This window comes from Pseudomonas sp. VEM90, from assembly GCF_054611535.1.
Genome location: NZ_JBTRAR010000007.1, coordinates 62139 through 79689 on the forward strand (window position 1 = coordinate 62139; position 17551 = coordinate 79689).

19 protein-coding genes are annotated in these 17551 nt (G+C 60.0%); 13 read left to right on the forward strand and 6 right to left on the reverse strand.

What is annotated here, in order from left to right; all coding sequences use genetic code 11:
- Positions 1-181 precede the first annotated feature (181 nt).
- Positions 182-1930 carry an OPT family oligopeptide transporter gene (locus tag ACYCCG_RS09175; protein ID WP_176684583.1) on the forward strand — a complete coding sequence of 583 codons (1749 nt, stop codon included), beginning with the start codon at positions 182-184 and terminating at the stop codon, positions 1928-1930.
- Between the two features lie 198 nt (positions 1931-2128).
- On the opposite strand, the gene ACYCCG_RS09180 is transcribed toward ACYCCG_RS09175, so the two are convergent.
- Positions 2129-2749, reverse strand: a complete 621-nt coding sequence (locus ACYCCG_RS09180) for a TetR/AcrR family transcriptional regulator (protein ID WP_176684584.1) — start codon at positions 2747-2749, stop codon at positions 2129-2131.
- Between the two features lie 93 nt (positions 2750-2842).
- Between ACYCCG_RS09180 and ACYCCG_RS09185 the strand changes: the two genes are divergently transcribed.
- The gene (locus ACYCCG_RS09185) at positions 2843-3439 is read left to right on the forward strand and encodes an NAD(P)H-dependent oxidoreductase (protein ID WP_459670103.1); all 597 of its coding nucleotides are present in this window, start codon (positions 2843-2845) and stop codon (positions 3437-3439) included.
- Between the two features lie 71 nt (positions 3440-3510).
- Here ACYCCG_RS09185 and ACYCCG_RS09190 read toward each other — a convergent pair whose 3' ends face one another.
- The gene (locus tag ACYCCG_RS09190) at positions 3511-4335 is read right to left on the reverse strand and encodes an AraC family transcriptional regulator (protein ID WP_459670104.1); all 825 of its coding nucleotides are present in this window, start codon (positions 4333-4335) and stop codon (positions 3511-3513) included.
- A gap of 129 nt (positions 4336-4464) precedes the next feature.
- Here ACYCCG_RS09190 and ACYCCG_RS09195 point away from each other — a divergent pair, with 129 nt between their 5' ends.
- The 4 genes from ACYCCG_RS09195 (at position 4465) to ACYCCG_RS09210 (ending at position 6529) form a co-directional block, all read left to right on the forward strand.
- Positions 4465-4983, forward strand: coding sequence for a carboxymuconolactone decarboxylase family protein (locus ACYCCG_RS09195; RefSeq protein ID WP_459670106.1), 519 nt, complete (start codon positions 4465-4467; stop codon positions 4981-4983).
- A 13-nt stretch (positions 4984-4996) separates the two neighbouring features.
- Entirely contained in the window at positions 4997-5152 is a 156-nt protein-coding gene (locus tag ACYCCG_RS09200; RefSeq protein WP_459670108.1) for a glutaredoxin domain-containing protein, read from the forward strand.
- A 268-nt stretch (positions 5153-5420) separates the two neighbouring features.
- On the forward strand, positions 5421-5999 hold the full coding sequence (locus ACYCCG_RS09205; RefSeq protein ID WP_436839625.1) for a TetR/AcrR family transcriptional regulator: 579 nt from the start codon (positions 5421-5423) through the stop codon (positions 5997-5999).
- A 53-nt stretch (positions 6000-6052) separates the two neighbouring features.
- Complete coding sequence (locus ACYCCG_RS09210; protein ID WP_252460873.1) at positions 6053-6529, forward strand: nuclear transport factor 2 family protein; 477 nt, start codon at positions 6053-6055, stop codon at positions 6527-6529.
- A 200-nt stretch (positions 6530-6729) separates the two neighbouring features.
- Here ACYCCG_RS09210 and cynR read toward each other — a convergent pair whose 3' ends face one another.
- On the reverse strand, positions 6730-7617 hold the full coding sequence (gene cynR, locus ACYCCG_RS09215; protein ID WP_252460872.1) for a transcriptional regulator CynR: 888 nt from the start codon (positions 7615-7617) through the stop codon (positions 6730-6732).
- A gap of 110 nt (positions 7618-7727) precedes the next feature.
- Between cynR and ACYCCG_RS09220 the strand changes: the two genes are divergently transcribed.
- A complete protein-coding gene (locus ACYCCG_RS09220) occupies positions 7728-8387 on the forward strand; it encodes a carbonic anhydrase (protein ID WP_252460871.1) in 660 nt (219 codons plus the stop codon).
- A gap of 38 nt (positions 8388-8425) precedes the next feature.
- Positions 8426-8896, forward strand: coding sequence for a cyanase (cynS, locus tag ACYCCG_RS09225; protein WP_252460869.1), 471 nt, complete (start codon positions 8426-8428; stop codon positions 8894-8896).
- Between the two features lie 70 nt (positions 8897-8966).
- Here the strand turns inward: cynS and ACYCCG_RS09230 are convergent, their stop codons facing one another.
- Positions 8967-9833, reverse strand: coding sequence for a DMT family transporter (locus ACYCCG_RS09230; protein WP_101196010.1), 867 nt, complete (start codon positions 9831-9833; stop codon positions 8967-8969).
- Positions 9834-9954: 121 nt separating this feature from the next.
- Between ACYCCG_RS09230 and ACYCCG_RS09235 the strand changes: the two genes are divergently transcribed.
- Positions 9955-11337, forward strand: a complete 1383-nt coding sequence (locus ACYCCG_RS09235; RefSeq protein WP_339534504.1) for an aminotransferase-like domain-containing protein — start codon at positions 9955-9957, stop codon at positions 11335-11337.
- Between the two features lie 19 nt (positions 11338-11356).
- On the opposite strand, the gene ACYCCG_RS09240 is transcribed toward ACYCCG_RS09235, so the two are convergent.
- Positions 11357-12691, reverse strand: coding sequence for an ATP-binding protein (locus tag ACYCCG_RS09240; protein ID WP_459670109.1), 1335 nt, complete (start codon positions 12689-12691; stop codon positions 11357-11359).
- Complete coding sequence (locus tag ACYCCG_RS09245; RefSeq protein WP_209966318.1) at positions 12688-13347, reverse strand: response regulator transcription factor; 660 nt, start codon at positions 13345-13347, stop codon at positions 12688-12690. The genes ACYCCG_RS09240 and ACYCCG_RS09245 overlap by 4 nt, the downstream gene beginning before the upstream one ends.
- Positions 13348-13479: 132 nt before the next feature.
- Between ACYCCG_RS09245 and ACYCCG_RS09250 the strand changes: the two genes are divergently transcribed.
- From ACYCCG_RS09250 to ACYCCG_RS09265, 4 genes are all read left to right on the forward strand, one after another.
- Positions 13480-13803 carry a PepSY domain-containing protein gene (locus tag ACYCCG_RS09250; RefSeq protein WP_101196008.1) on the forward strand — a complete coding sequence of 108 codons (324 nt, stop codon included), beginning with the start codon at positions 13480-13482 and terminating at the stop codon, positions 13801-13803.
- Between the two features lie 91 nt (positions 13804-13894).
- Positions 13895-14365, forward strand: coding sequence for a DUF2271 domain-containing protein (locus tag ACYCCG_RS09255; RefSeq protein WP_274118738.1), 471 nt, complete (start codon positions 13895-13897; stop codon positions 14363-14365).
- Between the two features lie 25 nt (positions 14366-14390).
- Complete coding sequence (locus ACYCCG_RS09260) at positions 14391-16571, forward strand: PepSY domain-containing protein (protein ID WP_459670112.1); 2181 nt, start codon at positions 14391-14393, stop codon at positions 16569-16571.
- Entirely contained in the window at positions 16561-17526 is a 966-nt protein-coding gene (locus ACYCCG_RS09265; protein ID WP_459670215.1) for an FAD:protein FMN transferase, read from the forward strand. Before ACYCCG_RS09260 ends, ACYCCG_RS09265 begins: the two co-directional genes overlap by 11 nt.
- Positions 17527-17551 lie beyond the last annotated feature (25 nt).

A 17551-nucleotide genomic window follows, 5' to 3' on the forward strand; every position in this document is an offset into this window, starting at 1 on the left:
AAGACCAGAATTCTCCAACAGGCTAAATCACAAGCGACATTTAGTTAAGACATCAGATAAAGCCGCACACGCGTAAGGCTGCTGCAGCCTTCAGGCTCGTCTTTGGCGACAGCAGTGAACCTTCGTGGCTGTCTGGGCTCAGTTGTCCAGAGCGCGTTTGCGACATCGACAAAGGATTGCCATGGGACATGCCTCCTCCACCGCCCTCCCCCAGGTTCGCATCGAACGTGAATTGAGCCTGCGGGCGGTGCTCACCGGCACGGTGCTGGGCATCTTGCTCACGCCCTCGAATGTGTACGCAGGGCTGAAGATCGGCTGGTCATTCAACATGTCGATCATCGCCTTACTGATCGGTTTCGCCCTGTGGCAGGGCCTGGCAGGGCGCCGCGACAACCGCTCCGCGTGGACGTTGCACGAAAGCAACATCAACCAGACCGTGGCGTCAGCCGCCGCCTCCATCATCTCCGGCGGGCTGGTCGCGCCGATCCCCGCCTATACCCTGCTCACCGGACACCAACTGGATCCGCTGCCGATGATGGCCTGGGTGTTCTCGGTGAGCTTCCTGGGCATCTGGATCGCCTGGTACCTGCGCCCCGCCCTGCTCAACGACCATGGCCTGAAGTTTCCCGAAGGCATGGCGACCTTGGAAACGCTGCAGCAGATCTACAACCATGGGCGCGAAGCCATGGCGCGGATCAAGGTACTATGCAGCGCCGCGCTGCTTTCAGGGCTGGTAAAATGGGTAGACGGGTTCGTCTGGGCGATACCGCGCTGGGCACCCACGCCGGCGCTCGAGCGCCTGACCTTCACGGTCGACCCTTCGCTGATGCTTATTGGCTTCGGCAGCATCATCGGCATTCGCGTGGGCGTGACGTTGCTGGTCGGCGCCGCACTGGCCTGGGGCGGACTGGCGCCCTGGTTGATCGAACAGGCCCTGGTGGTGCTCGCTCCGAACGCCAGCGGCCCACAGTTCGCCGCGCTGGTGGAATGGCTGTTGTGGCCGGGCGTGAGCCTGATGGTCTGCGCGACGCTGACTTCATTGTTGGTTCGCCTGTTCCAAGTGCCCCGGCGATCGCCCGCTGAACAGCGAACGCCGCGCGCCAGGATGCGTTTTAGCCCATGGCCAGCGTCGGGGCTGCTGCTATCCATGGCGCTGATCATTACCCTGCAGGTGTTGTTGTTCGGCATCGACTGGTGGATGGCGCTGCTGAGCATTCCGTTGGCTGTGTGCCTTGCGGTGGTCGCGGCGCGCGTGGTCGGTGCCACTGGCATCGCACCTATTGGCGCCATCGGCAAACTGTCGCAGCTCAGCTTCGGCCTGATCGCCCCCGGCCAGGTGGCGATCAACCTGATGAGCGCCAACACAGCGGGTGGCGCGGCCGGGCAATCCACCGACCTGATGAACGACTTCAAGGTTGGCCTGGCGATCGGCGCTACGCCGCACAAACAGCTGATTGCTCAGTGCGTGGGTATTTTCATCGGTAGTGTGGTCGGCGTGCTGGTGTATCGAGTGCTGATTCCCGATCCGCAGGCCTTGTTGCTCACCGAGCAGTGGCCGGCACCGGCCGCGGCGACCTGGAAAGCGGTCGCGCAGACGCTGACCCAGGGGCTGGGGGCGCTGTCGCTGGAGTCGCGCTGGGCGATTGCGACAGGGAGTGCTGTTGGCGTACTGCTGGGGGCACTGGACAGCCTGTTGCCGCAACGGGCAGCCCGCTGGCTGCCGAGTACGGCGGCGCTGGGGCTGGCGTTCATCCTGCCTGCATCGATCAGCCTGATGATGGGGTTTGGTGCCGTGGTGACCTGGCTGGTCAGTTGCCGGTGGCCGAGGGTGACGGAGCGGTTTGCGATTACCGCGGCGGCGGGGTTGATTGCCGGTGAGAGCATCATGGGGGTGGCGGCATCGTTCTGGGAGATGCTTCGGGGGTTGTAGATACTGCCTATCACCCCTCGCCCAGCCCGGGCTGGGCTGGTGGGAGCTGGCCTCGCCGGCGAATCGGGGTCGGCTACGGCCAATTGCAGCGGTAGCTTTCGCCCCTTTCCAGACGGTCGGTGCAACATTGGATAGCGGCTATCTGGCGTTCCGACTCATTTGCCGTTCAGCTCACCGCCCTCCTCGACACTCTGCGTGCTACCGCGCGCTTCTGTCGACCATTGCGATGATCGTTTCGAACAGTTCCTCCCGCGCCTGCTCGGGTGTGATTTCTCCGGCGGCGGCGGCATGGGACAGGGCCTCGGCCGCACCAAGCATCGCCCGAAGACTCGCGGGGGCGATAGCCCCCCCTCTGGTGAAGGGAGAGAGAGCCGACCGGCACTTGTTCATGAAGATCGCTTCGTATTCGCGCTTGATCTTTTCGAGCTCCGGTGAACTGGCCAACGCCGCGATCACGCCGGGTATCTCGTTGCCCTGGAGAAGCACGCAGTCGACGTAAGACGATGCGATGACCGTCGCCGTACCCGGCAAGGTGGCTTCGCTCGTCTGAAGCGCGGCATCCATGAGTGCGGTCTGGCGTGCATCGAACTCCTGATAGAGCGCTGCCAGCAACCCGGGCCGCGTGCTGAAATGGTCATAAACCACGGGTTTTGTCACACCCGCTTGCTCGGCCAGCCGTCCAAGCGTCAAGGCTTCCGTGCCTTCTTCCCTGACTAGCCGCCAGGCGACGTCCAGCAACTGGCGGTATCTCTCTTCCCTTGACATGCGCCGACGCGGCTGCGGACTGGAACCCTGCTCTCTTGTCTCGATGCTTGACATGGCTATATACCAAAAGTAACTTACTAAGCGTAACTTACCAAGAGTATATAAGGTTCGCCCTCTCGCCCTCAATCAATAGCAGGTGTTTTCGACATGCACGCACTCATCGTTGTCGCTCATCACGATCCCCAGTCCCTCACCCATAGCCTTGCTGCGCAAGTCGCCGAAGGCTTATCCCTGGCCGATCCCGGCAACTCCTTCGAAATCGCAGACCTATCAGCGCAAGCGTTCGATCCGCGGTTCACTGCGGCTGATCTCGCTGTCCATCACAAGGAAGCACCGCCCCCCGCCGATGTTGCCGCCGAGCAGGCGCGGATCGATCGTGCCGATGCCCTTGTGCTGGTCTATCCCGTCTACTGGTGGTCGATGCCAGCGCTTCTCAAGGGTTGGATCGATCGCGTGTTCGCCAATGGCTGGGCCTTCGATTTCAGTTCGGATGCCAAGCTGGTGAAGAAGCTTCGCCACCTGCGGGTTCATCTTGTCGGCATCGGCGGCGCGGACGGGGGAACCTATGAGCGGCACGGCTATGCCGATGCCATGAAGACGCAGATTGATCATGGGATCTTCGATTATTGCGGCGCATCTGTCGTCACGTCCGAGCTCCTGCTCGAATCGGAAACGCAAGATCCGACTGATCATATGGACACTGCACGAGCCCTCGGTCGCGAACTTTTCACTGCGCCCAAGTGACGCCCGGTCTGCCCTTCCTGCGCCTCGGCCACCTCGCTCATTGCCTCGCGCGCAAATCTGTCGAGCAGGCGCTATACCGCATCCTGCTGCAGCCATTGCGTCGGGCTTGCGCCCACCTTGCGGCGAAAGGTTCGGGCCAGCGCAGAAGGGCTTTCGTAGCCGACCTCATCGGCGATCAGGGCAATGGGGCGCCCTTCGCGAAGGCGTTTCTGCGTCAGGCTGATGCGCCAGTTCGCCAGGTAGTCCGCGGGCGTGATGCCCACGATCTCGCGAAAGTGCGCAGCGAAGCTCGCCCGCGACATGCCCGAAAGATTCGCCAGTTCGGCCACGGACCAATTGCGCTGCGGCTCATCGTGGATCCCCACAAGCGCGCGGGACAGCTGAATGTTAGCCAACCCGGCCATCATTCCCGAGGCGATGCTGCGGTTGGCGATGAGGTGGCGAAGCAGTTGAATGATCATCAGCTCGAACAGGCGATTGAGAATGACATCACGACCACACTCGTCTCCAAAGGCTTCTTCGAACAGCCAGTGAAGGGTGCCATCAAGGCCTTGCAATTCGCCGAGGGGCTTGATGATGAAGTCCGGCAAAGCCAGGGTCAGCGGGTTGTTGGCGCCGCCATCGAAATGCAGGGTGGCGCACACCAATTCCGCTTCATCGGCTTCGGTGGCCAGCAAGTCGTGCTCCTGCGGGCGCACCGCCAGAATCAGGCTGGGTTCGGTCAACTCGATCAGCTGGCCACGCTTGCCCCTGAAGGCCAGACGCCCCGAGCGCAGCAGGTGGGCGTGGCCGACACTGTGCTGCCCATACAGGTGGGTTGTTCCACAGAACCCACCCTGGTGAAACGTGGACGCGTGCAGGTTGAAGTGCTTGAGCAGTGTCGATAGTCGGTCCATAGCGCGCTCAGGTTTAGACGATCTGTTGCATACCTTCGACGATCTGAAGCCGAAAGGAAAGTCTGCCTCCCTAGTATGGACTCCAGGCTTGATAGACAAGCCGTTTAATCAACCTAGTGGAGAACTACCATGACTCGCATCGCTACTCTCTCGCTGGACCAGGCCCCTACTGGCTCGCGCGCAGCCCTCGAAGGCATTCAAAAAGGTCTCGGCTTCATTCCCAATGCATTCAAGACCCTGGCTCACTCTCCGGTCGCACTCAACGGTTACCTGGGCCTCGCCCAAGCCTTGGGTAAAGGCTCACTGAGCGCCGCCGAGCGTGAAGTCGTTGCCCTCGCCACCTCGCAAATCAACGGTTGCGACTACTGCCTGGCGGCACACACCTTCTTTGGCGGCAAGGCTGGGCTGAGCGATGAGGCCGTCAGGCAAGCCCGAGCCGGCACACTCAGCGCGGTTGCCGCACTGGCGCAACAGATCACCGCAAGTCGCGGCCAGTTGAGTGACGAGCAGATCGCTGCTGCGCGTGAGGCGGGCCTTACGGATAGCAAGATCGTGGAGGTAGTGGCGCAGGTCACGCTGTTGACCCTGACCAACTACCTGAACAACATCGCCGCTACCGATATCGACTTTCCGCCATCGGCAAGCTAGGAGGGTAACCACCATGAGCCACGTGACTATCTACACCACCCAGCACTGCCCTTACTGCGTGAGCGCCAAGCGAGTGCTGTCGAGCAAGGGCATTACCCCTGACGAAATCGACGTTGAACAATCTTGGTCTGGCTTGGCCTTGAGGATGGCGAGGGAAACGAGGGGGTAATCTTGTCGGTTCATATCAAGCTTCTGGTCAGTGGCAAGGAGCAGGCGCGGTACTGCCTGCTTGAATGTGTGCATGAGTTTCATCGGGCGTAGCGCCGGGAATAAACGCTGCACGCCTGGCTGTCCAGCCGCTTCGCCGAACTGGAGCGCGACTGATAAGCGGGAAGCCAGCCACCCTGATCGAAAGCATGCCGGCGCCCCGCTTGCGCGCAATCGAATAATTTCAAGAGATGCTTGACCAGGGAGAACGGTCGTTCTACTCTGGCTACATGGATAAGCCAATGACCGATACACGCGAAAAAATCCTGGCGACTGCCGAGAAGCTTATTTACGAAAACGGGATTCATGCCACGGGCATGGACCTCCTGGTAAAGACCTCGGGCGTAGCACGTAAAAGTATTTATCGCTATTTCGCGAATAAAGACGACGTAGCCGCAGCGGCACTCAATGCACGCGATATACGCTGGATGAAGTGGTTTAGAAGTGAATGCGAAAAAGCGCAAACGCCAGAAGCGCGCATCCTTGGAATTTTTGATGTACTCAAAAGTTGGTTCGAGTCTGACGGTTTTCGCGGATGTGCGTTCATCAACACAGCCGGAGAGGTTGGTGACGCAGACGATCCTGTTCGGCAGATCGCAAAACTGCATAAACAAAAGCTGCTGGACTACACGCTAGAGCTGACCAAGGCACTACGGATTAACGATCCGGCCGGCTTGGCCAAGCAACTTTTTTTGATGATAGAGGGCACGATAACCGTGGCCCACGTCATGGGTGACTACACCGTTCTCGATAGTGCAAGAGAAATCGCAAAGATATTACTCAAAGACGTACAGCACGCAAGCGCTTGACGTTAAAGCAACACTCACTCAACTGAACCATCCAGAAGATTGGAGGCACCACCATGTCCAACGAACACACTCGTCCGCCACTTCCTCCTTTCACTCGCGAATCGGCGATTGAAAAAGTCCGACTCGCCGAGGATGGTTGGAATACTCGCGAACCCGAAAAGATTGCACTGGCCTATACGCCGAACACCCAATGGCGTAACCGTACCGAGTTTGCAAACAATCGTGAAGAAGCTCAGGACTTCCTCACTCGCAAGTGGAAGAAAGAGCTGGACTACCGCTTGATCAAAGAGCTCTGGGCCTTCACCGACAACCGCATCGCCGTCCGTTACGCCTACGAGTGGCACGACGATTCGGGCAACTGGTTCCGTTCCTACGGCAACGAAAACTGGGAGTTTGAAGCCGATGGCTTGATGCACCGCCGTTTCGCCTGCATCAACGACATGCCCATCAAGGAAAGCGAGCGCAAGTTCCACTGGCCACTGGGTCGCCGGCCGGATGATCACCCAGGCCTGACTGAACTGGGCCTGTAGGTCCTGCTAAACCTGATTCTTTTACATAGAGGATCAGGTTTTTTTGTTTGCCAGAAGCCCATCGTGCTCAGGCCGTCCTCAACCGCGACCTCAGTCCTGACCGCGCCGAGCGGCGGTATCAGTTCCAGTACGAAGATCCATGGCCTCGACGATCACCGGGTTAATCATAGTGGTGGAGATCGCGTTGTAGGTACGCGGCCTCACGCCTCAAGATCGCTGGATACTTCTTTAGCCAGCTCAATGAACACGCGCACGGCTGCGCTCAAAAAGGCCTCTTTTCGCCGCATGAGTACGGCCGTTCGCTGCAAGCGTTCTGGCTCCAGCGTGATGGCCACCAGATCGTCATGGGCCAAGGCAATTTTGGCAGGCAATAAAGTCGACAGCGTCGTCCGGCGAATGATTTCAATCACTGCGCCAAGGGCATTGACCTCCATCTGCACTTGCGGGCGAATGTCGTGTTTGCGGAAGTAGCGGTCAATTTGTTCGCGAGTGGCAAACTCTGGGCTGAGCAGAACCATAGACTCAGCACTCAGCGCCTGCGATGCAATGGACCGCTCCTCGGCCAGGCGGTGTCTGCGGCTCACCACTAAAGCGAGGGTTTCGCTCAGTAAGGAAACGGCCTCGATGTCCGGTGAGTTTATTTCATCAAACGCAATACCTACGTCCAGTTCTCCCGCCAAAAGCAGCTCCTCGATGCGCTCCTGAGAGATCTCTTTCAGGTTGAGGGTGATGTTTGGATACCGGAAGTGAAACGCCTCGATCAGCGGCCCCACCAGATAGGTCGTGAATGTCGGTGTGACGGCTACGCGCAATGAGCCGCGGCTGAGGTCGCTCACGTCATGGATGGCACTTTTACCTTCCCGCAGTTCCTGCTGAGCACGGCGCGCATAGTGAAGATAGACGTCTCCGGCATCCGTCAAACGGGTTGTGCGGCCTGAGCGGTCGAACAACTGGGCGCCAAGACTTTCTTCCAACTGCCTTACCTGCTGGGAAAGGGCTGGCTGAGATACGTGCAGCGCCGCTGCAGCCTTGGTGAAACTGAGGTGCTCCGCCACCGCAAGAAAGTACTGGATATGTCGAGCGAGCATGGCCTTACCCATAAGATTATCTGATTGCATGCATAATAAATGAGACTTTTACCTTATGCCATGCGGTGCTTAATCTTTGTCTCACACCCAGCGACATCGAGACAGCCACCATGAAAGCGATCATCGACGGTTTTCTGAAATTTCAGCAAAACGCCTTCCCGGAGCGGGTCAAACTGTTCAAGGACCTGGCCACCCAACAAAGCCCAAAGGCACTGTTCATCTCTTGCTCGGACAGCCGGCTGGTGCCTGAACTGGTTACCCAGCGCGAGCCAGGCGATCTGTTTGTAATCCGCAACGCCGGCAACATCGTGCCTTCCTATGGCCCGGAACCGGGCGGCGTTTCGGCTTCGGTCGAATACGCGGTGGCCGGCCTCAACGTCGCAGACATCGTGATCTGCGGCCACTCGGACTGCGGCGCGATGACCGCCATTGCCACCTGCAAGTGCCTGGATCACATGCCCGCCGTGGCCGGCTGGTTGCGGTACGCCGACTCGGCCAAGGTGGTCAACGAAGCCCGTCAGCACCCGGACAAGCCGAGCAAAGTCGCTGCCATGGTGCGCGAAAACGTCATCGCGCAGTTGGCCAACATCCAGACCCACCCATCCGTGCGTCTGGCGCTCGAAGAAGGCCGCGTGACCCTGCATGGCTGGATTTATGACATCGAGACCGGATGCATCGACGCCTTTGATGGCAGTACCGGGACCTTCGTGTCTCTCGCAGCAAACCCGGAAGTCCACGCCGTTTCCCAGCAAGCCAGGCACGTTGCCTGAAACCTTACCTGTACCTTTGCCTACCCAGGAGATTCACCATGATCCAGACTCAAGCTACCCGCACTGCTCGCCAGGAACTGACCGAAACCATCATTTTGGCCAAGGCCCGCAAAGACCTCTCCTTCGCCGAAATCGTTGAAGGCACCGGCCTGTCCGAAGCTTTCGTTACAGCAGCGCTGCTCGGCCAGCATCCGCTGCCTGAAAGCGCCGCGAAGGTTGTAGGCGAGAAACTCGGCCTCGATGCTGATCAAGTCGCGCTGCTGCAATCGATGCCTATCCGCGGCAGCTTCTTCGACGGCGTGCCGAGCGACCCGACCATCTACCGTTTCTACGAAATGATGTCGGTATACGGCACCACCCTCAAAGCGCTGGTGCACGAGAAGTTCGGCGACGGCATCATCAGCGCCATCAACTTCAAGCTGGACATCAAGAAAGTCGAAGACCCAGACGGTGGCCACCGCGCTGTGATCACCCTGGACGGCAAGTACCTGCCTACCAAGCCTTTCTGATGCAATTCAGCCCGGCGTCAGACGGCGCCGGGCTACATCCAACCTTGTTTGACAGGGCATGACGCTGTGCTTAGGCATATTTCTTAGCCCCGTAAACGCAGATGACAGCACCCAGCGTCACGAGCAGCATCGTCCAGCTAACATGCTCGTGCAGAAGCAACGCTGCCAGCCCAAGCCCCATGAACGGCTGAAAGAGTTGCAGTTGGCCCACAGCCGCAATCCCCCCCTGGACGAGCCCTCGGTACCAGAACACAAACCCGATCAGCATGCTGAACAGTGAAACGTAGCCAAAGCTGAGCCACGCAGGGGCACTTACCCTGGCAAAGTCATCAGGGGCTGGAAGATTGACCACCGTCAGCAGCAGCATGAACGGTAACGCTACCAGCAATGCCCAGCTGATCACCTGCCATCCCCCCAATGTCCGCGACAGACGCGCGCCTTCGGCATAACCCAACCCACAGACCGCAACCGCAGCCAACATCAGCAGATCGCCCACCGCCGATGCCTCACCTCCGTTCATCAAGGCATAGCCAGCGACCAACCCGGCACCTGTCAACGAGAACAGCCAGAACAATGGCCGAGGTCGTTCACCGCCCCGCAGAACGGCAAAGCCTGCGGTACACAATGGCAGGAGCCCGACAAAGACAATGGAGTGAGCAGAGCTGATGTGCTGAAGGGCAAATGCTGTCAGTAGCGGGAAACCGATAACAACGCCGAGCGCTGTTACAGCCAAGGGCGACAAGTCCTCACGTTTGGGTCGAGGCTGGCGTAGCACGATCAGAAAAAGCGCGCCCAGCATGGCGGCAATGGTTGCTCGCGCACAGGTGAGGAACGTCGGTTCGAAGTCGGCCACTGCCACTCGGGTTGCCGGCAACGAACCCGCAAAGATGGCGACGCCTATGAAGCCGTTGATCCACCCGCTTGCTGATTTTTCCATCGGTAAGTCCTCGATAAGCCAAGGCTCAGTACATCACCGACAGGCTCACCCAGGCCATGTACAATCCAATACACTTAAACCAAACTGTTATGCATATAACTCCAGCACAGTTGAGGGTGCGATGAAACGGGACGGAACGCGAATTCGAACAGTCATGGGTGAAATCCAGTCGCGGATCGCCTCTCGAACCTACACACCAGGCGCGAGAATTCCCTCGGTCCGCGCTATGGCGCAGACCATGCAAGTGTCGGTTTCTACGGTTCTTGAGGCCTATGAAAGGTTGATGGCAGAGGGTGTACTCAATTCTCGCCCTGGCTCCGGCTTTTACGTAGCCGGACCAGTGGCGCCCTTGGTACTCACCGAACTCGGCCCCAGGCTTGATCGTGAAGTGGACCCACTGTGGATCTCCCGCCAGTCGCTTGAAACCGCTAGCGATGCGTTGAAACCGGGGTGCGGGTGGCTACCTCCTTCCTGGATGTTCGAAGCGGGCTTGCGGAAAGCGCTTCGAACCGTTGCCCGTTCTGACACGCTGAAACTGACTGAGTACGCCTCACCGCTTGGGCATCTGCCACTCAGGCAATTCTTGTCAAGAAGGCTGACAGGCATCGGGATCGAAGCCCCTCTTGAGCAGATCATGCTCACGGAGTCCGGCACCCACGCCATAGACCTGATCTGCCGCTTTCTGCTGGAGCCGGGGGACACCGTGCTGGTCGACGATCCCTGCTATTTCAATTTTCACGCACTGCTCAAAGCACACAGGGTCAACATCGTAGGCGTACCCTATACAGCGACGGGTCCGGACATCGATGCTTTTGGCGCTGCCCTGCTAGCGCATGCTCCCCGGTTGTACATAACAAATGCAGGCATCCATAACCCAACCGGCGCCACCCTGTCTCCGGTCACGGCGCACAGGCTGCTGAAGCTGGCCGACAACTCCAGCCTGGTGATTGTAGAGGACGACATCTTCGGGGATTTCGAGAATGCACCAGCGCCACGGCTGTCTGCCTTCGATGGCCTCTCTCGTGTCATCCAGATAGGCAGCTTTTCCAAAACCATCTCCGCGTCGATTCGATGCGGCTACATCGCGGCTCGCAGTGACTGGATCCAGAGCCTGGTCGATCTCAAGATTGCGACTACATTCGGGGGTGGCCGCCTGGCCGCGGACATCATCCATCTAGCGATTACCGATAGCGGGTACCGCAAACACATGGAAAGCGTTCGCCTCAGGCTGGCCGAGGCCATGGAGAGAACGGTAGCGAAACTAAGGGCCGTTGGTATCAAGCCCTGGATAACGCCCCAGTCAGGCATGTATGTCTGGTGCCAACTCCCTCAAGGCACGGATGCAGCCACGCTGGCCCGGGCTTGCTTGAATGAAGGTGTAGTGCTGGCGCCCGGAAATGCGTTTAGCCAGTCCATGACTGCGGGTGATTTCATCCGTTTCAACGTTGCCCAATCGGCTGATGCCAGGATTTACGAAGTGTTGAAACGAGTGCTGAGCGCCTGATAGCGAGCCTCATGGACTTTCATGATGGGGCAAGCGGTAACCAGATGCAGACTTCAAACCCATCCTGTCGACCTGTTGCCGGGGAGACCAATTTCATTCGCGCGTTTACTCCCTGCACGATGGTTTTGGCAATCGCCAAGCCCAGCCCCGAACCACTGATCTCACTGTGACCGCGCACAAAACGCTCGGTCAGGTGCTCTAATACAGACTGCGGCACCGCCGGGCCGCTATTGACTACCCGCAACTGTGCCTGCTCGGTGAGGCTGACTTCGACCGGTTGGTCCGTTGCACCATACTTCAGCGCATTCTCAATCAGGTTGCGCAGCAGGATGCCAAAGGCGTCCGGGTCAATGATCGAATACACGCTGGTCTGGCTTGGCAACTGCAACTCAATGCGCTGCCCGCTGCGTTGGTTCCACTCGTCCACGCCATGGGCAAGCAACGGGATCAGGTCTTGTGGCGTTTCGGACAACAGCCCGCCGCCCTCGGCTTTGGCCAACTGCATGAGCTTTTCTGAAAGCCTTGAAAGCTCGTGCAACGCGTGCTCGATCTTCTGCGCACGCACCCGCAGCGGCCCCTCCGGCGCTTCGTGGTGTAACCGCTGGATCTGCGCCAGGGTCGAGGCCAATGGTGTGCGTAGTTCGTGGGCGCTGTTGGCGGTAAAGCTGCGCTCGGCCTCAAGGGCGTTGCGTAAGCGCTCCAGCAGGTGATTGACCGCCTCAGCCAACGGATCGATTTCTGCAGGCAGGTGCTCCACCTTGATCGGAGACAGGTCACCCACACCGCGCGCTTCAATGGCACGACGGTAAGCCAGCACGCTGCGCAGGCTGAAACGCACCAATAACCAGGTGCCCACCAGGCTGACAGGAATCAACACCATGAGCGGCACCAACAACGCAAACAAGGCCTCCCGCGCGGCTTCACGACGATGACCAAGCGGTTCGGCCACCTCGATGAACAGCGTCTGACGCAATGCGCTAGCGCCATACAATCGGTACTTTTCAGAAGTGGAGAAGCCTTCAGTTGGTTGTCGGTTGAAAATCTGCGGGTTGGCGTCGTGAGATTGCATCAGAATCTTGCCCTTGGCATCGCGCACCAGGTAAGTCAGGTATTCCTTGTGCATCTTCAGTGTTGCGACGTGTTGGGCTGTGCTGGATTCTTCCCGGTTGCTGATTTCCAGCACGGCCAAGGGCAGAATGCGTTGTGCAGTTTCTTCCAACGCGCTATCGAACGCTTCGTTCAACTCATGCCGCACCACTAGCCAGGCACCCACTGTCGCCACCAGCCAGAGTAAAGTCATACCAAGCGTCAGCCCTAGACCGAGACTTATTTGCAGGCTCGAAGAAGGCTTCATGCGGACATTAACCGGTAGCCCATGCCTCGCACGGTTTCGATCAGCTCGCGTCCGAGTTTTTTTCGCAGACGGCTGATGTATACCTCGATGGTATTGCTCTCGATTTCGGCGCCAAAAGCATACAGCCGCTCTTCGAGCTGCGACTTGGACAGTAGCGCGCCGGGGCGTTGCACAAACGCCTCGAACAGCGCCCACTCCCGCGCCGTGAGGTCCACCGTCGCACTGCCCCGTTGCACCGTGCGGGCACTCATGTCGACCTGCAAATCACCGAGTCTGATCTGTGGATTGGGGTTGCCGCTATAACGCCGCCCCACCGCTGCCACGCGGGCCGAGAGTTCAAACAGGTCGAACGGTTTGACCAGGTAGTCATCGGCACCGGCGTTGAGGCCGGCGATACGATCGGAAATCTGATCCTGGGCGGTCAGGATAATCACCGGGGTCACGTCTCCTGCCGAGCGTTGTTGACGCAGAAAATCCAACCCGCGCCCGTCCGGGAGCATCAGGTCCAGCAAGATCAAGTCGTAAGGCGTGCTGCGGACGCTGTTGCGCGCGTGGTCCAAGCGCTGTACCCAATCGACGGCGTGGCCATCATCGGCAATCTGCTCGCGCACCGCTTCACCCAGGCCTGGAGCGTCCTCGACCAGTAGAACCCGCATCTGACACCTCCTGTGATGGTTGTCTTGCAGCACCTTAATCGCCTTGCCTGACGTGAATCTGAAAATTCAGCTGGCTGTCAGGAAGGCCCTTTAGGTTATGCCACAGACGCCGCCCTCGACAGGAGACAAGTCATGAAATCAGGTTTTATTGCCAATGCCACGCTGATGGGCTTGCTGCTCAGCGGTTACGCCCTGGCCGGTGACGACTGCAGCGACCCGGTAAGCGACTGGCAACCTCGTGAAACCCTGCGTCAGCAGGTAGAGCGGCAATACGGCTGGCGCGTGCAGCGCATCAAGGTCGACGATGGCTGTTACGAACTCAAGGGCCAGGACCGCAAAGGCAATGACATCGAAGCCAGCTACTCCCCGGCATCGCTGCACCTGAGGACACTCGAGGTCCATTTCCGCAATGACGGCGATGCCAGGGACTATCTCGGCAGCCCGCTCGCCGAATGACAACTCACCTGTCTATGAATTTTCCTGCCGTTCAGGTTGCTGTCAGCCGGCAGGTCCAGGCTCTCGACCTAACGATCAAGAGGACACGCTCATGAAAAAGATCATCGCAGCAACCTGCCTCATCGGCGCCATTACCCTGCCGGCGCTGGCCCAGGCCCGTGAAGTGACCTTGACCACGCAGCTCAAGGACTACAGCGGCAATGATGCCTACCTGGCGATCTACGTCACCGACGCCAATGGCCAGTACCAGAAAACCCTCTGGGTGGCCGGCAAGAAGGCCAAATATTACAAGCACCTGGCCGACTGGGCCCGTGGCAGCGGGATGAACCCGAGCGAGTTCGACGGGGTCAGCGGCGCCAGCGTCGGCAGTGGGCGCACGCTGAAAGTCAGCGTAGAACTGGCGGACACCCTGATTGATGCCGGGTATCAGATCCGCATCGACAGCGCCGTCGAGGACAAACGCGACGCCCGCGGCGATGTCAGCGTGCCGCTGACATCCAAGGGTGCAGGCAAGCCCGCGACGGGCAGTACCTACGTCGACGCCTTTACTTACGATCTGTAGCACCCGCCACCTCCGGAGGCTGAACATGCTTCGTCAGTTCCATTCTCTTCCTGGCCTGATCGCCGCCCTGTTGGTCATGGTATTGGCCATCAGCGGCGCGATCCTGTCTGTCGAGCCGGCGCTGGAACGTCTGCACAATACGTCCACTTCTGCCGGGCAACTAAACGTCGGCCAACTTGCCGGGCGCGTGGCCAGCCACTTTACGGGGGTGGAGCAGATCCAGCGCTCAGCGTCCGGCACGGTGATCGTCTACTACAACCAGAACGGCAAGGCCGGGGCGGAGAAGGTCGACCCACTGACCGGCCAAGGGCTCGCCCCTTACGAGCCATCCGCGTTCACCCGCTGGGTGAAAGACCTGCACCGCTCGCTGTTCCTTGGCACGCCGGGCCATGGCGTATCGGGTGTTGGTGCCCTGCTCATGCTGACGCTGTCAGTGTCCGGCGCGCTATTGCTGGCCCGACGCCTGGGTGGCTGGCGCAACCTGCTGCGGCCGCTGCGGGGCACTTTCAGCCAGCGCTGGCATGCTGAAGTCGGGCGACTGGCCTTGCTCGGGCTGTTGTTATCGGCACTGAGCGGGGCCTACATGTCCGCCACCACGTTTGGTTTTATCGCCGACGGCAGTCAAGCTGAACCCGCCTTCCCTGCGCACGTCAGCGCCGGTCCGGCCTTGCCGGTGGCGAAGCTGCAGGCCTTGCAGGCCACCGACTTGAACGACTTGCGCGAGCTGGTCTACCCGAGCCCCGGCAACCCCCGCGATGTGTTCTCCCTGCGCACAGCACAGGGCGACGGCTACGTGGATCAGGCCAGCGGCGCCTTGCTGTCCTATCAAGCCCACGACCCGATGCTCAACCTCTATGAATTGGTCTACCAGTTGCACACTGGCGAAGGCCTCTGGTGGCTGGGCCTGTTGCTCGGGCTCTGCGCCCTCTGCGTGCCGTTGATGAGCGTGACCGGCGTTCTGTTATGGTGGCGCCGCCGCAAGGCTGGCCCGCGCCTTCGCCACAACAGCCCTGCTCATGCTGCCGACAGCGTGATTCTGGTGGGCAGTGAAAACAACAGCACCTGGGGTTTTGCCAAAACCTTGCATGACGCCTTGCACCAAAGCGGCCATCAGGTGCACAGCGCGGCGATGAACGACTGGTTGGGCGATTACCGTAATGCCCAACGGGTGTTCATCCTCACCGCGACCCACGGTGACGGCGATGCGCCGGCCTCGGCTTCGCAGTTCCTGGCGCGGCTGGCCAAAACCGGCGTCAAGCCCGGCCTACCCTTTGCGGTGCTGGGCCTGGGCGACCGTCAGTTTGCGCAGTTCTGTCAGTACGCCCATCAAGTGCAGGACGCCATGTTGCAGGCCGGTGGCTCGCCATTGCTGGGGCTGGAAACCGTCAACCGCCAGTCCCCTCAGGAGTTTGCGCGCTGGGGCCACGCGTTGGGCGACGTGTTGGGGCAGGCGCTGGCGCTGGTTCATACCCCGCAGCGGCCGCGTACCCATTCACTAGAGCTGACAGAGCGGATTGCCTATGGCGAACAGGTAAATGCACCGACCCATGTCCTGCGCTTCAAAGCGCGCGGCGGACTGCCGAGCTTTCTGGCCGGCGACCTGGTCGGGATTCTGCCCCCGGGCAGCCCAATCCCGCGCTTCTACTCGCTGGCCAGCGGTTCCCAGGACGGCGTGCTGGAGATCTGTGTGCGTAAACACAACGGGGGCATGTGCTCGGAGTTTCTTCACGGTCTAGACATTGGCGCGCAGATTGACGCCTTCATTCAGCCCAACCCGCAATTTCGTCCGGCATCGGGCACGCACCCGGTAATCCTGATCGGCGCCGGTACCGGTATCGGTCCCTTGGCCGGCTTTATCCGCAACAACAAGGCCCGACACCCGATGCACTTGTATTGGGGCGGGCGCAACCCGGCTTCGGACTTTCTCTACGAACCGGAACTCAACCAATTCTTGTCGGACCGCCGCCTTACGCAATTGCACGCCGCCTTTTCTCAGGTCCCGGAGCGCAGCTACGTGCAAGACCGGCTGATCAATGATGCCCTCGCCTTGCGCCGGCTGATTGAAAAAGGTGCCCAAGTACTGGTGTGTGGCAGTCGCGAAATGGCCAAAGGCGTGATGCAGGCCCTGGATGAAGTCTTGGCGCCTCTCAACCTCAGCGTGCTGACCCTCAAGGCACAAGGACGCTACCGTGAAGATGTCTACTGAGTTGCAGCGTTACAGCCTGAACGGCGAAACCATGGGCACCCGCTACACTGCCCTGTTTTATGCCGGGGCCGGGCTTGATACCGACGAAATTGGCCAGCAACTGGCCCGCGCCGTGGCCCGGGTGGACCAGCAAATGTCCACCTGGAAACCCGACTCGGACCTTAACCGCCTCAATGCCGCCCCCGAGCAGCAATGGGTGTCGGTACCCGACGAACTGGCCACGGTGCTGTCTGCTGCATTGCGCGTCAGCCGGCAATCCGGCGGCGCCTTCGACATCGCTGTTGGTGACCTGGTGAACGCGTGGGGCTTCGGCCCAGCGGCGCGGCAGGTCACAGCACAGGGGATCGGCACAATTGCGCCGCGCACCTGGCTTTCAGCCGACGCCGCATTGGAGGTTGAGCCACAACGCAATCAGGTGCGCAAGCGCGCGCCGGCGAACCTTGACTTGAGTGGGATTGCCAAAGGTTTTGGCGTGGATGAACTGGCCCGTTGCCTGGAAGGTTCAGGTATCACTCGCTACCTGGTCGGTATCGATGGCGAAATGCGCGCCCGGGGCGTCAAACCTGACGGACAATGCTGGGTCTTGGCCCTGGAAAAGCCCAAAAGGGGCGTGCGTGAGGTCATGGGTGTGATGGAACTTAACGATACCTCAATCGCGACCTCCGGGGACTACCGACAGTGGGTCGACGTGGCCGGTCAGTCCTATGCTCACACCATGAACCCGGCCACCGGCGCGCCACTGCGCAACTCGCTCGCCGCCGTCACCGTGGTGGCGGCCTCGTGCATGCTCGCCGATGCCTGGGCCACGGCGCTGATGGTCCTGGGCGAAACCGAAGGCCCTCGTCTGGCTCAGGAGCGCGGGATGGACGCGCTGTTCGTGCTGCGCGAGGGCGAACACTTCAAAGAAATATCCATTGTCGGCGGACAGTTGCAGGCGCAAATTGAAACCCGCTGACGCCGGCTGCAGGCGCGCTCGGCAC

Excerpts from the sequence above, each read along its gene's own strand:
- ACYCCG_RS09185 (WP_459670103.1), top strand. The coding sequence starts at position 2,843 with ATGCACGCACTCATCGTTGTCGCTCATCACGATCCCCAGTCCCTCACC.
- cynS (WP_252460869.1), top strand. The coding sequence starts at position 8,426 with ATGATCCAGACTCAAGCTACCCGCACTGCTCGCCAGGAACTGACCGAA.
- ACYCCG_RS09180 (WP_176684584.1), bottom strand. The coding sequence starts at position 2,749 with ATGTCAAGCATCGAGACAAGAGAGCAGGGTTCCAGTCCGCAGCCGCGT.
- ACYCCG_RS09240 (WP_459670109.1), bottom strand. The coding sequence starts at position 12,691 with ATGAAGCCTTCTTCGAGCCTGCAAATAAGTCTCGGTCTAGGGCTGACG.
- ACYCCG_RS09210 (WP_252460873.1), top strand. The coding sequence starts at position 6,053 with ATGTCCAACGAACACACTCGTCCGCCACTTCCTCCTTTCACTCGCGAA.
- ACYCCG_RS09245 (WP_209966318.1), bottom strand. The coding sequence starts at position 13,347 with ATGCGGGTTCTACTGGTCGAGGACGCTCCAGGCCTGGGTGAAGCGGTG.
- ACYCCG_RS09175 (WP_176684583.1), top strand. The coding sequence starts at position 182 with ATGGGACATGCCTCCTCCACCGCCCTCCCCCAGGTTCGCATCGAACGT.
- ACYCCG_RS09255 (WP_274118738.1), top strand. The coding sequence starts at position 13,895 with ATGAAAAAGATCATCGCAGCAACCTGCCTCATCGGCGCCATTACCCTG.
- ACYCCG_RS09260 (WP_459670112.1), top strand. The coding sequence starts at position 14,391 with ATGCTTCGTCAGTTCCATTCTCTTCCTGGCCTGATCGCCGCCCTGTTG.
- ACYCCG_RS09230 (WP_101196010.1), bottom strand. The coding sequence starts at position 9,833 with ATGGAAAAATCAGCAAGCGGGTGGATCAACGGCTTCATAGGCGTCGCC.
- ACYCCG_RS09265 (WP_459670215.1), top strand. The coding sequence starts at position 16,561 with ATGTCTACTGAGTTGCAGCGTTACAGCCTGAACGGCGAAACCATGGGC.
- ACYCCG_RS09235 (WP_339534504.1), top strand. The coding sequence starts at position 9,955 with ATGAAACGGGACGGAACGCGAATTCGAACAGTCATGGGTGAAATCCAG.
- ACYCCG_RS09205 (WP_436839625.1), top strand. The coding sequence starts at position 5,421 with ATGGATAAGCCAATGACCGATACACGCGAAAAAATCCTGGCGACTGCC.
- ACYCCG_RS09195 (WP_459670106.1), top strand. The coding sequence starts at position 4,465 with ATGACTCGCATCGCTACTCTCTCGCTGGACCAGGCCCCTACTGGCTCG.
- cynR (WP_252460872.1), bottom strand. The coding sequence starts at position 7,617 with ATGCTCGCTCGACATATCCAGTACTTTCTTGCGGTGGCGGAGCACCTC.
- ACYCCG_RS09200 (WP_459670108.1), top strand. The coding sequence starts at position 4,997 with ATGAGCCACGTGACTATCTACACCACCCAGCACTGCCCTTACTGCGTG.
- ACYCCG_RS09250 (WP_101196008.1), top strand. The coding sequence starts at position 13,480 with ATGAAATCAGGTTTTATTGCCAATGCCACGCTGATGGGCTTGCTGCTC.
- ACYCCG_RS09190 (WP_459670104.1), bottom strand. The coding sequence starts at position 4,335 with ATGGACCGACTATCGACACTGCTCAAGCACTTCAACCTGCACGCGTCC.
- ACYCCG_RS09220 (WP_252460871.1), top strand. The coding sequence starts at position 7,728 with ATGAAAGCGATCATCGACGGTTTTCTGAAATTTCAGCAAAACGCCTTC.